Source organism: Streptomyces sp. NPDC006602 (assembly GCF_042870385.1).
GTDB lineage: Bacteria > Actinomycetota > Actinomycetes > Streptomycetales > Streptomycetaceae > Streptomyces.
Genome location: NZ_JBIAHG010000009.1, coordinates 184,417 through 196,340, shown reverse-complemented (window position 1 = coordinate 196,340; position 11,924 = coordinate 184,417). Strand labels below are relative to the sequence as shown.

12 protein-coding genes are annotated in these 11,924 nt (G+C 70.7%); 5 read left to right on the top strand and 7 right to left on the bottom strand.

Annotated features, from left to right (window positions below):
- Positions 1 to 18: 18 nt before the first annotated feature.
- The 3 genes from ACFYO2_RS23950 (at position 19) to ACFYO2_RS23940 (ending at position 3,107) form a co-directional block, all read left to right on the top strand.
- Entirely contained in the window at positions 19 to 963 is a 945-nt protein-coding gene (locus ACFYO2_RS23950; protein WP_388352486.1) for an alpha/beta hydrolase, read from the top strand.
- A gap of 122 nt (positions 964 to 1,085) precedes the next feature.
- On the top strand, positions 1,086 to 2,315 hold the full coding sequence (locus ACFYO2_RS23945; RefSeq protein ID WP_388352484.1) for a PucR family transcriptional regulator: 1,230 nt from the start codon (positions 1,086 to 1,088) through the stop codon (positions 2,313 to 2,315).
- 150 nt (positions 2,316 to 2,465) lie between these two features.
- Positions 2,466 to 3,107: a cutinase family protein gene (locus ACFYO2_RS23940; protein ID WP_388352482.1), complete on the top strand. Its 642-nt coding sequence runs from the start codon at positions 2,466 to 2,468 to the stop codon at positions 3,105 to 3,107.
- Positions 3,108 to 3,174: 67 nt separating this feature from the next.
- Here ACFYO2_RS23940 and ACFYO2_RS23935 read toward each other — a convergent pair whose 3' ends face one another.
- From ACFYO2_RS23935 to ACFYO2_RS23915, 5 genes are all read right to left on the bottom strand, one after another.
- The gene (locus ACFYO2_RS23935; RefSeq protein WP_388352480.1) at positions 3,175 to 4,899 is read right to left on the bottom strand and encodes a hypothetical protein; all 1,725 of its coding nucleotides are present in this window, start codon (positions 4,897 to 4,899) and stop codon (positions 3,175 to 3,177) included.
- A gap of 178 nt (positions 4,900 to 5,077) precedes the next feature.
- Complete coding sequence (locus ACFYO2_RS23930) at positions 5,078 to 5,251, bottom strand: CsbD family protein (protein ID WP_388352478.1); 174 nt, start codon at positions 5,249 to 5,251, stop codon at positions 5,078 to 5,080.
- Positions 5,252 to 5,343: 92 nt separating this feature from the next.
- Complete coding sequence (locus ACFYO2_RS23925; protein WP_388352475.1) at positions 5,344 to 5,979, bottom strand: class I SAM-dependent methyltransferase; 636 nt, start codon at positions 5,977 to 5,979, stop codon at positions 5,344 to 5,346.
- A gap of 84 nt (positions 5,980 to 6,063) precedes the next feature.
- Entirely contained in the window at positions 6,064 to 6,339 is a 276-nt protein-coding gene (locus tag ACFYO2_RS23920; RefSeq protein WP_388352472.1) for a hypothetical protein, read from the bottom strand.
- A gap of 53 nt (positions 6,340 to 6,392) precedes the next feature.
- Positions 6,393 to 8,336 carry a DUF1996 domain-containing protein gene (locus ACFYO2_RS23915; protein ID WP_388352787.1) on the bottom strand — a complete coding sequence of 648 codons (1,944 nt, stop codon included), beginning with the start codon at positions 8,334 to 8,336 and terminating at the stop codon, positions 6,393 to 6,395.
- 329 nt (positions 8,337 to 8,665) lie between these two features.
- Here ACFYO2_RS23915 and ACFYO2_RS23910 point away from each other — a divergent pair, with 329 nt between their 5' ends.
- Positions 8,666 to 8,962, top strand: coding sequence for a hypothetical protein (locus ACFYO2_RS23910; RefSeq protein WP_388352469.1), 297 nt, complete (start codon positions 8,666 to 8,668; stop codon positions 8,960 to 8,962).
- 33 nt (positions 8,963 to 8,995) lie between these two features.
- Here ACFYO2_RS23910 and ACFYO2_RS23905 read toward each other — a convergent pair whose 3' ends face one another.
- On the bottom strand, positions 8,996 to 9,409 hold the full coding sequence (locus tag ACFYO2_RS23905; protein ID WP_388352467.1) for an SRPBCC family protein: 414 nt from the start codon (positions 9,407 to 9,409) through the stop codon (positions 8,996 to 8,998).
- Between the two features lie 171 nt (positions 9,410 to 9,580).
- Between ACFYO2_RS23905 and ACFYO2_RS23900 the strand changes: the two genes are divergently transcribed.
- Complete coding sequence (locus ACFYO2_RS23900; RefSeq protein ID WP_388352464.1) at positions 9,581 to 10,114, top strand: DoxX family protein; 534 nt, start codon at positions 9,581 to 9,583, stop codon at positions 10,112 to 10,114.
- 116 nt (positions 10,115 to 10,230) lie between these two features.
- Here ACFYO2_RS23900 and ACFYO2_RS23895 read toward each other — a convergent pair whose 3' ends face one another.
- Positions 10,231 to 11,889, bottom strand: coding sequence for a catalase (locus ACFYO2_RS23895; protein WP_388352462.1), 1,659 nt, complete (start codon positions 11,887 to 11,889; stop codon positions 10,231 to 10,233).
- Positions 11,890 to 11,924 lie beyond the last annotated feature (35 nt).

Below are 11,924 nucleotides of genomic sequence, written 5' to 3'. Positions count from 1 at the left end.
GAGAGCCGAGGAGCCGCCATGCCCCACCGCACCACCGAACTGCCCCGGCGTACCGTCACCAAGGCGGCCGTCGTCGCCGGTCTGGCCGTCCTGTTCGGAACCGGGGCCGCCACCGGGCGGGCCCGGGCCGCGACCCGGCTCGGGCCGCGCACCCGGGACGTGTCCGTGAACTCCGCCGCACTGGGCCGCAGCGCGGCGGTGCGGCTGATCCTGCCGTCGGGATTCGACACGCAGCCGACCAGGACGTACCCCGTGCTGTACCTGCTGCACGGCGCCCACGACGACTACACGTCCTGGACCCGGGAGACGGACATCGAGGCCTTCACCGAGGGCCGGGACCTGATCGTGGCCATGCCGGAGGCGGGCCCCACCGGCATCCCCACCGCCTGGCGCGACGGGCGCGACTACGAGAGGTTCCAGGTCGAGGAGGTGCCCGCGCTGCTGAGCCGCGACTACCGGGCCTCCGGCGTACGGGCCGTCGCCGGGGTGTCCACCGGCGGGTACGGGGCGATGGCGCACGCGGCCCGGCACCCGGGCGCGTACACCGCCGCGGCCTCCTACAGCGGCATCCTCGACACCACCGCGCCCGGCGTGCCTGCCGTCATGGACGCCATCGTGGCCCGCGAGAACCTCTCGCCCCGCTCCCTGTGGGGCAGCCCGATCCTGAACCTGCTCACCTGGCGCGACTTCAACCCGCGCGCCCGCGCGCAAGGGCTGCGCGGCACGGCCCTGTACGTGTCCAACGGCAGTGGGCTGGTCGGCGGGAGCGGTGATCCGCTGCCCGAGGCGCTGGAGAGCGCGCTGTGGCCCTCCGCGCACAGCTTCACGGACACGCTCGCGCGCCTCGGCGTCCCGGTCACCACGCACTTCTACTCGGGAGGGGGGCACAGCTGGGGCTACTGGAAGGGGGAGTTCGCGGCGTCGTGGCCGATGCTCGCCCGTGGGCTGGGCCTGCCCGAGTGATGTCGGAGCCGGCGGGGCACGGAACGGAGCGCAGGGACCGTCCGTCCAACACGGGACGTCCCACTCACCTCACGGGAAACAACCCGCGGGTGAGCCGCTTCCGGGTGAAAGGAGTGTCCGCGATGGCTGTCCCCGTCCCGCACGGCGTGCCGGCCGGCCCCGGAGCCCCGCCGGTGCCGCCCGACCTGGCCGAACTGCTGCGCGCCCAGCTCGATTCCGTCGCCGACGAGGTGGAGGAGGAGGTGCGCAGACAGGTCCCCGAGTACGCCCGCCCGGCCGACGGGGACTACCGGCGCCACCTCAGAGCCGGGGTGGTGCAGGCGTTGACGCTGTTCGTCGACCACATCGCCGACCCGCGCGGCCGGAGCGACGCGATCGCCACGACGTACCACGAACTCGGGCGCTACGAGGCCCTGGAGGGCCGCAGCCTGGACGCCCTGCAGTCGGCGCTGCGCGTCGGAGGACTGCACGCCTGGCGGCTGATGGGCCGTACCGCGGAACAGCTCGGGCTGGACTCGGCGGTCGTGTCCGCGCTCGGCGAGCTCGCGTTCCGGACCGTGCACGAGGTCGCTCAGGCGGCCGCCGCCGGTTACGCGGAGGCCCGGTCGCACAGCACGGACGAGCTGGAGCGGCGTCGCCGGCGCCTGCTCGACCTGCTGCTGGGCGAGGGGCCGGTCGCCCTGGAGACCGTGCAGGATCTCGCGCACGGTGCGCGATGGCCGGTGCCCCGGCAGGTCGCCGTCGTGGCGCTCGCGGCCGGGCCGGAGCAGCGTGAGGAGGAGCGGCCGCTGGCCGCCGCGGGCGCGCTGGTGGACATGGAGTCGCGGCCGCCGCGCATGCTGGTGCCCGACCCGGACGGCTCGGGCCGTTTCGGCGGCCGGGCGTTCGGCCTCGCACTGCGCGGACGGCCGGCCGCGATCGGCCCGACCGTCGACGTCACCGAGGCGGCCCGGTCACTGCGCTGGGCCACCCGGGCCCTGGGACTGATGGGCCGCGGGATCCTTCCCCGGCAGGGCGTGGTGCACTGCGCCGACCATCTGTCGACGCTGCTGCTGCACAGCGACGAGCCCCTCCTCGCCCACCTGCAGGCCCGAGTCCTGGCCCCGCTCGACGGCGTCTCGGCCGGTCAGCGACCCCGGCTCGCCGAGACCCTGCTCGCCTGGCTGCTCAGCGGCAGCAACGTCCCCGACGTCGCCGCCCGGCTCCACATCCACCCGCAGACGGTCCGCTACCGGCTCCGGCAGCTGGACAAGCTCTTCGGCGAGGTGCTGCACGAGCCGGACGCCCGTCTGGACCTCGTGCTGGCATTGCGCGCCGAGGCATTACGGGAGCAGACGCCGGACAGCCGATGAAATTCCCGTCGGGAACGATGCTCACGAGAGCTCAAAGAGCCGCGATAATTCCATAATCCTCTGCATAACACTCCGCCGGAAAAGCGAATACGTTCGGGGCCGTTCCATTCCACAGGCGCATCCCGCGCCCCGCACGCGGAGGATTCCCCCATGCGTATCCGCTTATGCCTCGCCGCGCTCTCATTGGCCGGCGGGGCAGGACTGGCGACTGTCTCGGCACCCACCGCAACTGCCGCCGCCTGCACCGATGTCGAGGTCGTATCGGCCCGCGGCACCTTCGAGCCGGGCACGCTCGGCTTCATCGTCGGAGATCCGGTGTATTCCGCACTCCAGAGGAAAATCACCGGCAAAACCCTGTCCAGCTACGGCGTGAACTATCCCGCGGACCTTTCTCTGACCTCTGCCGCACAGGGCAACAGGGATCTGGTCAACCACGTCACAAGCCAAGCAGCCGCGTGCCCCAACCAGCGCTTCATTCTGGTGGGATATTCGCAGGGCGCGAACGTCGTCGACAACTCGATCGGTATCAGCAGCGCGGGTGCGGTGGTCGGCAGCCCCATCGTCGCCTCGATCCCCGCCACGCTCGAGCCGAAGGTCTCCGCCGTGCTGCTGTTCGGCAACCCGATCCGGGCCATCGGCAAGAGCGTCACCGGCACCTACCAGAGCCGCACCCTCGACATCTGCGCAGAGGGCGACCCCGTCTGCGAGGCCGGAGGGGGTGACACGGGGGCCCACCTCAGCTACCGCGCCAACGCCGACGAGGCGGCCACGTTCGCCGCCGGCAAGGTCTGAGCACAAGGTCCGAGCCGCACAAACCGGTGGGCCCGGGAGGTGATCACCTCCCGGGCCCATCTTGCCCCTATTCGGGGGAGCGCGCGAAGCGCGCGAGGTTGGTGGAGACGGGCTCGGGCAGGCCGTTGTTCTGTACGGGTGCCGCGGTCAGCACGTCGAGGTGCTGGTAGCCCTCGGCGATCACCGGGTCCAGGTCGGCCGGTGCGCGGCCCGCCAGGAGTCCGTCGCCCGCGAGCACGGTGAGCGTCGGGTTGGCGGTGAGCCCTTCGGGGTGGACGACGAGCCACTTCACCTGCGGCGAGGTCGCCAGCTGGAGGTCGGTGACCAGCTTGGTCGGGAAATACTGCTCGGTGAAGTCCAGCGGCTGTTCGGCCATGCTGCGGGCGAGCTCCCGGATGTCGGTGACCTCCTTGCCGGCCGAGGTGAACGGCGTGCCGTCGGCGGACCGGTATCCGGGGTCGTCGGGGTCGCCGACACGGTCGTAGTTACGCCATGTGTACAGCGGACCGTTCGGCCGGTCAGGGATGGCCTTGTAGTCGGTGCCGAACAGGCCCGCCTGCTGGTCGCTGCCGTTGGCGACGGGGAAGTTCTTGTCGACGACCGGCCCGCCGTCGAAGAGGCCCACGCTGCTCTGCAGGAACGCGAGCGGTACCGAGTTGTCGTCCATCAGGGCGCCCAGCATCGCCGCGTTGGTGAGCCGGAAGTCCTTCACCGTGGGTGAGCCGGTGAGGAAGGTGGCGGTGTCCTTCGAGAACAGGAACCGGTTGGTGGCCTCGATGTTGACGTTCGAAGGCAGGTAACGGGGCAGGTCGGCCTCCCCGCCGGGATCCCGAACGGCACCCAGGCCGGCGATGGCGAGCACGGTCATGGTCTCGGGGTTGAGCAGAATCGGAGCGGAGAGGGAGCGGGGCAGCACCCCGCTGTCGAGCCCGGCCTGGACCGCACCGTAGCCGAGGCCGATGTCGGGCAGGTTGGTGTCGTCCGGGATGCTGCCGCTGAGGTCGGCCAGCGTGGTGGAGACGGTGGTGTCGAGGGCGAAGTAGCCGGCGCACTGGTTGGAGCCGGCGTCCGTGGTGGTGGTGCGGTCGCCGTCGAAGTCGGCGGCCGCGAAGTAGCCGGTGATCACGCCGCCCAGCGAGTGGCCGCCGCACAGCACCTTGCGCCCCCGCACCGACTGGTCGGGCAGCTCGGCGGCGAGCAGGTCGTACTGGTCGCGCACGGTCTGCTCGATGCCCAGCTTCGCCATCCAGCCGAGGCGGGCGTTGCCGACGTACCCGTCGAAGGTCCGGCCTTCGACCTGCTTGCCCCGGTAGTAGTAGTCGACGGCCGTGTGCTGGTCGCCGGAGGCGATTCCGGTGCGGTCCTCCAGGCAGTTGGAGCGGCGGTCCAGCGCCCAGAACTCGATGTGGCTGCCCTGCTCGGCGGCTCGTGCCACGGTGTTGCGGGCGACGCTGTCGAACGCCCCGGCGCCTTCCAGGATGCCCGGCTGGGCCACGAGGATCCGGTCGGCGTCGGCCGAGGAGTTGGGGCCGTTCGCGGCGCGGTAGCGCAGGTACGACAGCCAGTCGCACGCCGCCGGACGCGCCCCGGCGGACGCGGGCAGCGGCACTTTCACCCGCACCACCGACTCGGTCACCCCGGTGACCGGGGACGTCGACGCCACGGGCGTCTCGGTCCGCTCGGTGCGTGCCTCGGCGTCGCCCGGGGTGGCGGCGGTGAGCGCCCCCGCGGTCAGCAGCACCGCAAGCGCGGCCCTTCGCCACGTTCTTCTCTTGCTGCGACTCAGGTTCATAGCCGGACGGTAGGGCCGTGAACGCTGTGTGCTCAGGCGATGCTCACGGGAACGCAGTGGCTTTCGATGCCTTTGTCATCTGCCGACACAGATGCCGACAGAGCAGTCAGCGGGATCCCCGGTGTGAACGGGGATCCCGCTGAGAGTTTGGGTCGATTACCGGCGCTGTCGGGCGCTGTCAGTGCTTGAAGGTGTCCTTGCCCTTCTCCTTCGCCTGACGGGCGTCACCCTTCGACTGACCGGCCCGGCCCTCGGCCTCCATCCGCTCGTTGCCCACCGAGCGGCCGACCGCCTCCTTGGCCTTTCCCTTGGCCTGTTCCTTCTTCGCCTTGGCCTTCTGGTCTCCGGCCACGTTCCATCACTCCAAGCCGCGTGTGACTGCGGGTGGGTCGTAGTCACGGGTAGCCGTCACGGTGATTCCCAAACGGATTCGAATTCCGGCGCTCATGTGCGCCGGATCCGCCACACGTTGTCCTCGCGGAAGCCCTTGACCCCCTCGGGGGAGACGCTTTCCTTGCGCACCGCGCCCATGGTTTCCACGCTCCACCCCTCCTCCGGCAGCGCGAGTTCGGCGAGGGTGCCCTCCAGCGTGGGGAACTCCGCCTCGAAGGGCGGTTCGCTCTGCCACGACGGCCACCCGGCGTGCATGACGATCAGCAGCGTGCCGCCCTCGGCGACCGCCGCGGCGGCCTGCCGCAGGACGAGCTCCTGATCGAGGCGCACCGGCGACTGCAGGAACTGGGCGTTGACCAGGTCGAAGGAGCCCTGGGGAAACGTCGTGCCCAGCTCGTGCCGTTCCCATGTCGTACGGTCGCCCACCCCGGCCTCGGCGGCGTGCGCGGCGGCGCGTTCCAGGGCGGTGTGCGAGATGTCGACGCCGGTGACCTGCCAGCCGCGCCCTGCCAGCCACACGGCGTCGGCCCCCTCACCGCAGCCGAGGTCCAGCGCGGTGCCCGGTGGAAGGTGGCTCGCCTCCCGTACGAGGAGCGGGTTGGGGCGGCCGCTCCAGACTCGTTCGCTGTCCTTGTAGCGGGCTTCCCAGAACTCGGAGGCCTGCGTCGTCGTGTGGATGTGGGTCATGACCCCAAGCCTGCGGCGCGCCCGGCCGACGGCCAAGGAGAGTTGCCGGTACGGCAAGAATTCGGTTCCGCCGTACCGGGTCCTCTACGCCGGCTCAGTACGGCTCACGGCCGTCCGGACGTCCGTCTCCACCTCCTGACGCGCCCGGCCCTGCTCCTTCGCGTATTCCGCCACCGCGGACCGCATGTCGCGATCCAGGTCTCGCCAGGCGCGGAACGCGGTCTCGTACGTGGTGGTCTGCTTCCTGGACCACTTGTGCTCGGCGGGCGGCCCGTAGGCGCGGCTCAGGTCTTCGACCCGATGGTGCGCCTGGTCCGCCGCGCGCTGCTTCTCCACGAGCTCTTCGAATGCGTGTCCCACGTCAAACGATCGTAGGCAGGGCCACACCTTTCCGCGCGTCGAGCCGGACGGGCCTACAGGGAGCCGCGCCTGGTGCGCCGCAGCAGCACGAAGCCGGAGACGAGGAGGATCGCGCCGGCCGCGGCGGGCCACAGCTGGCTGCCGGTCTCCGCCAGGGAGCCACCCGCCGTCTGGGGCTCGGTCTGTGCGCCGGCGGGCGGCTGTGCCACCGCTCCGGTCGTCGGGGTTTCGGAGGCGGTGCCGTCGGTTTCGCCGGTCTCGACCAGGTCGTTCGACCAGGCATCGGCGAGGGTGGCGGAGGCGCTCTGTGCGGGCGTGGGGGTGGCGTAGATCTTGGGTTCGTCGGCCGGTGCGGTGGGCGACGCGTCGGGCGTCGCCTGGCCGTTCTCGTCCTGCTCGCCCTTGCCGCCGCCATTGCCGTTGTCATCGCCATTGCCGTTGTCGTCCCCGGTCGTGGGGGCGGGCGTCGCCGTCGGCTGCTCTTCCGGCGCGTTCGAGGGCTGCTCGGTCGGCTCCTCGGTCGGCTCGTCCTGCGCATCGTCCGCCGGCGGGTTCTGCGGGTCCTCGCCGTTGCCCGGGTCCTGACCCTGGTCCGAGCCGGCACCGCACTGGCGGCCCTCGTTGATGCAGTCGACCATCTCCCCCATCAGGTCCTCGTCGAAGACGTTGATGAAGTCGCCGTGGTCGGTGACGGGCTTGTGCAGCTGCTCCGGGAAGGAGTCCACGGCGAAGAGCGGAGTCGTCCGGCCGCCGTCCTGAAGGCTCGGCGCGTCGACGTCGTAGACGATGCGCTGCACGAGCTGCGGAATGGCCTGGAATCCGGCCGGGCAGGCGCCGTCGGCCTGGGCGAACGCCACATGGGTGCGGTGGTTGGCGCTGTCGATGTTGCGGCCGTCCCAGCAGCTCTGGAACTTGAAGGTGCGCACCACGTCGCTGCCCTGCGGGCACAGCGGGTACTTGTCCTTCAGCTGCCGGTCCTCGAACCCGGTGCAGCTCCAGGACGCGTTGGCGTTGGCGGTCCCGTTGACGAACGCCTTGGCGTCGCCGGTGATGATGCGCAGGAGCCTCGGCATGGCCGTGACCTTGCTGCGCGGGTTGCCGACGAAGTCGAGGGTGACCTCCTTGGGCGTCACGATCTCACCGGCGTTGCCCTCGATCCCGCCGCCGGGCGAGTTGGCGTCCTGCTCCTGGGCGCCGTTCTGCAACCGGATCACGGGCCAGTAGTACGTGGACTTGTCGCCCTGGTCCACGCAGCTCGTCTCGGCGTTCGCCAGGTCGTCGTCGCTGGCGAAGGCGTCGTTGGACTGGTTGCCGACGTAGTCGTGGAAGTGGTGGGCGCCGTTGGAGACACCCGGGGCGACGATCACGTTGTCCGAGTTGAACAGGCCGCCCTCGTTGACCCCGCAGCTGGTGACGAAGGTGCCGCGAGAGGCGTCCGCCTGGGGATCCGGGGCCGCCGCGCCGGGCTGGACACCGGTGATGTCCGCGTAGTCGGCGGCGACGGGGCCGTTGCCGACCTGACCGCCGTTGCCCTGCTGCTGGGCGCCGTCCTGGTCCTGGTCGTCGCCCTGCTGCTCCTCGCCGCCGTTCTGCTCGCCGGTCTGGTTCTCGGGCTCGCGCAGTGTGCAGGCCGCCAGGGTGTCGAGTCCCTCCGGGCGGTCCCCCACACGCTCGATGGCGGCGGCTATGCGCTCGATCGTCGCGGCGCGGTCCTCCTTGAGGGGGTCCATGATCCCGCTGTCGGGCTGCGCGTTCCGTGCCGGATCCTGGAGTTGCTGGTAGGCCTCGGCCACCTGCTGGTCCAGGGCGGCGAGTTCCTTGTCGACCTCCGCCCGTGCCTCGTCGGGCACCGTGGTCAACAGGTCACCGACGTCCGGGCAGTCGATCGTCGCGGCTCCCAGCACCCTGGGACGGCCGGTCCCCTCGTCGTCCGCCCCACCGCCGTCGGTTGCCGAGGCGTACACGTTGACCGCCATCAGCCCACCACCGCCCAGCATCAATGCCACTGCGGCAAAGGTCGCACGTCGTGCGCCTGTTGGGCGTCTGCGCCTGTTGTGTCCCACGGAAGTACTCCTGCGCGTGTCGTCCGTACGGGCATGGAAATCCCCCGCCCATGTACGGAAGCGGGGGCCCATGTGTTCAAGCGTCCCGGAAATTCACAGAAACCTCTTAGAGCTCCGAACAAAAGTGGAGCCCGGCTCCACTTTTGTTCGGAGCTCTTAGGGCCGGTGGTCCGGGCCGGTGGCGACGTTCCGTTCGACGCTAGTAGGTCCGAACCAGGGGTACTCGGAGACCACATACCTGTGAGCGAAGGGATGCGAGACCCGTGACAGCGCGAGGGGAGAACGACGGTACCGGGCTCGGCGATCTCGAGCCGGGTACGAACCAGCGGGGGCAACTGCGCAGCCGTATCGCGGACATCGCGTGGACCGCACTGTGCGTGGTGCTGGCCCTCTGGGCGATCTGGAGCGCGGTCGGTGTGGCACGGGGTGCGACCGCGTGGGCCTACTGCGCTGTCGCGTGGGTGCTGTTGGCCGTTGCGCTCGCCCTGCGTGTCGTCGCTGTCCGGCGCCGGACCGGAATCCGGCCGAGCTACCGGACAGGGACGTATCCACGGCGCTGACGGCCGGTTCGTCGCGGCCGGTCGGTGCCTGCGTCAGCCCGCCGCGTTGTCGACACGCAGCCGGACCTGTTCCTCCAGGCGGCGCAGGCTGCTGTCCAGGGCGTCGTGGACGGTCTGGCGGCCGGGGTCGTGGCTTTCGTCGAAGAACGACAGGTGCGCGGTCACCTCGCTGGCCCCGCTGTCGAGCCCGGCGACCTGGAGCCAGCCGGCGTAACTGCCCTGCTCGCGCGTTCCCCATTCGAGCCGCATCTGATCGCGGCGGGCCTGGAGCAGCGCCGGGGTGTCCTGGTCGGTGTGGTCCTCGTGCACGGTGACGGAAGGCGGGTCGTCGACGCGCACGTGCAGGTCTTCGGGAAGCCAGGCGCCCAGCTGCTTGGTCTGGGCGGCCTGGTCGAAGACGTGCTCCGGCTGGGCCGGCATCGTGCGGGAACGCTCGTACTCGGTCATCGGCGCACCGTTCCTTCCTCGCGTCGGATCCTGGTCGTACGACGGACCGCGTTCCCGGCCTGCCGGAACTGAACCGGGGCGGCTCGGGACGGGGAGGCCTGCGTCGAATGAGCCGCCACCGGTCGGGAACCCGGAGAGCGCACCTTGCCCCCACACCCCTGGAGAGGCCTCATGAGTCTTCTGCGTCTGGTCGGCCGCCCGATGCTCGCCTCGATGTTCGTCGCCGGCGGCCTGAACTCACTGCGTGATCCCGAGGCGGTGGCCCCCGTGGCCGAACCCGTCGTGGAGGCGGTCACCGAGCGCGTCGAGGCGCTGCCGGACCGCACCGAGCAGGTCGTGCGCCTCAACGGCGCCGTACAGGTGGCGGCGGGTGTGCTGCTCGGCTTCGGCCGTGTTCCGCGGGTCGCGGCTCTGGCGATCGCCGGCACCCTGGTGCCCACGACGCTGGCCGGGCACCGCTTCTGGGAGGCCGAGGATCCCTCCGAGCGCGAACAGCAGCTCATCCACTTCCTCAAGAACCTCTCGATGCTCGGTGGACTGCTCATCGCCGCGGACGACACCGCCGGGCACCCCTCGCTGTGGTGGCGCGGTCGGCACACCGCCCATGACCTGCGCCGGGAGGCGCATCTGGTACGCCGTTCCGTCCGAGCCACCGCCGGGCCCGCCGCCGCGGCCGGCCGCCTGCGCGCCAAACTGCCGGCCTGACCGGTACGCGGCCGCCGCCGCGCACCCGGCCGCGCCGCCGCGCACCGACCGACACCGACGCCGCGCCGGAGCAGTTCCGGCGCGGCGTCGGGCGGGTCCGCCGGGGCCGCGGCCGGTCACCGGGTCACGACGTGCCGCTCGTCCGGGACGCAGTGGGTCATCGTGAGGCCCTCGACGTCGCGCGGCGGGTTCTTGCCGAGGTTGGCCAGGCGCTCACGGTCCTCGTCGGTCAGGTCCTGGGAGGCCAGCGGCTCCAGCCCGGAGACGTCCTCGGGGCTGATCCCCAGGGCGTCACCGACCCGCAGGCCGAGGTCGTTCTCCACCAGCAGGAAGTGCCAGACCATGCGTTCCTGCACCGGCCGGTCGCACTGGGAGAGCAGGTCGGTGAAGTTCTTCACCAGGTCCTCGCGCTCCCACTCCTCCAGCAGCAGGTAGCGCTGGCCGGCCTGCAGGTAGTCGTTGGTGCGGGGGATGCGCTTACGGGTGAGCCGCCCGCGGATCTCCGGTCCCCGCTCGTCGAGCGTCGGGTACTCGCCCTCGCGCAGACCGCCCCTGATCGAGGGCTCGTAGTTGACGTCGGCCCTCTCGCCCGCGCCGTCGACGTGATACGTCATCAGGCCGTCGCGCTGGTTGGTGCGTACGTCGGCGTTCTTCGCCTGGTTCACCGGCAGCTGGAGGTAGTTGGGGCCCACCCGGTAGCGCTGGGTGTCGCTGTAGGAGAAGGTGCGGCCGACGAGCATCTTGTCGTCGGAGAAGTCGAGGCCGTCGACGAGGACGCCGGTGCCGAAGGAGATCTGCTCGTTCTCGGCGAAGAAGTTCTCCGGCATCCGGTCCAGCACCATCTTGCCGACGGGTTTGGGCGGGAACTCCTGCTCGGGCCAGGTCTTGGTGTCGTCCAGCGGGTCGAAGTCGAGCTCCGGGTGGTCGTGGTCGTCCATCATCTGGACGAGGAGTTCCCACTCCGGGTACTCGCCGCGGTCCACCGCCTCGTACAGGTCCTTGGTGGCGTGGCCGAGGCCCTCCGCCTGGACGTTCGCGGCGTCCTCCTCGGTCATGCTGCGCACGCCCTGCTTGGGCATCCAGTGGTACTTGACCAGGACGGTCCGGCCCTCGTCGTTGACCCACTTGTAGGTGTTGACGCCGAAGCCCTGCATGTGGCGGTAGTCCGCCGGGATGCCGCGCGGGCTGAACAGGTTGACCAGCATGTGCATGGACTCCGGTGTCTGCGACATGAAGTCGAAGATGCGCCGCGGCTGCTGTTCGAAGGTCACCGGGTCGGGCTTGAGGGCGTGGATGACGTCCGGGAACTTGATCGCGTCCCGGATGAAGAAGACGCCCAGGTTGTTGCCGACCAGGTCCCAGTTGCCGTCCTCCGTGTAGAACTTCACCGCGAAGCCGCGCGGATCGCGGGCGGCCTCGGAGGAGTCGCGGCCTCCGATGACGGTGGAGAAGCGGACGGCCAGGTCGGTCCGCTTGCCGCGCTCCTGGAAGAGTTTGGCCCGGGTGAAGCGGCTGATCGGCTCGTCGCCCCAGGCGCCGTAGGCCTCGAAGTAGCCGTACGCGGTCACGCCCCGGGCGTGCACGACCCGCTCCGGGATCCGCTCCCGGTCGAAGTGGCTGATCTTCTCCAGGAACTGGTAGTTCTCCAGGGTCGCCGGACCCCGGGCGCCGACCGTGCGCTGGTTCTGGTTGTCGTGAACGGGGTGGCCCTGTCGGTTGGTGAGCACCTTCCGGTCGTCGTCCGGAGCGGGCCCCCTGCTCGACACGTCCGTCATGTTCGTGGGCTCCTTCGACTCGTGGCTGCTGTGAC

Bases quoted from the DNA above. Each gene is read 5' to 3' on its own strand.
- ACFYO2_RS23895 (WP_388352462.1), bottom strand. From the start codon at position 11,889: ATGACGGACGTGTCGAGCAGGGGGCCCGCTCCGGACGACGACCGGAAG.
- ACFYO2_RS23940 (WP_388352482.1), top strand. From the start codon at position 2,466: ATGCGTATCCGCTTATGCCTCGCCGCGCTCTCATTGGCCGGCGGGGCA.
- ACFYO2_RS23950 (WP_388352486.1), top strand. From the start codon at position 19: ATGCCCCACCGCACCACCGAACTGCCCCGGCGTACCGTCACCAAGGCG.
- ACFYO2_RS23905 (WP_388352467.1), bottom strand. From the start codon at position 9,409: ATGACCGAGTACGAGCGTTCCCGCACGATGCCGGCCCAGCCGGAGCAC.
- ACFYO2_RS23900 (WP_388352464.1), top strand. From the start codon at position 9,581: ATGAGTCTTCTGCGTCTGGTCGGCCGCCCGATGCTCGCCTCGATGTTC.
- ACFYO2_RS23925 (WP_388352475.1), bottom strand. From the start codon at position 5,979: ATGACCCACATCCACACGACGACGCAGGCCTCCGAGTTCTGGGAAGCC.
- ACFYO2_RS23935 (WP_388352480.1), bottom strand. From the start codon at position 4,899: ATGAACCTGAGTCGCAGCAAGAGAAGAACGTGGCGAAGGGCCGCGCTT.
- ACFYO2_RS23915 (WP_388352787.1), bottom strand. From the start codon at position 8,336: ATGCTGGGCGGTGGTGGGCTGATGGCGGTCAACGTGTACGCCTCGGCA.
- ACFYO2_RS23945 (WP_388352484.1), top strand. From the start codon at position 1,086: ATGGCTGTCCCCGTCCCGCACGGCGTGCCGGCCGGCCCCGGAGCCCCG.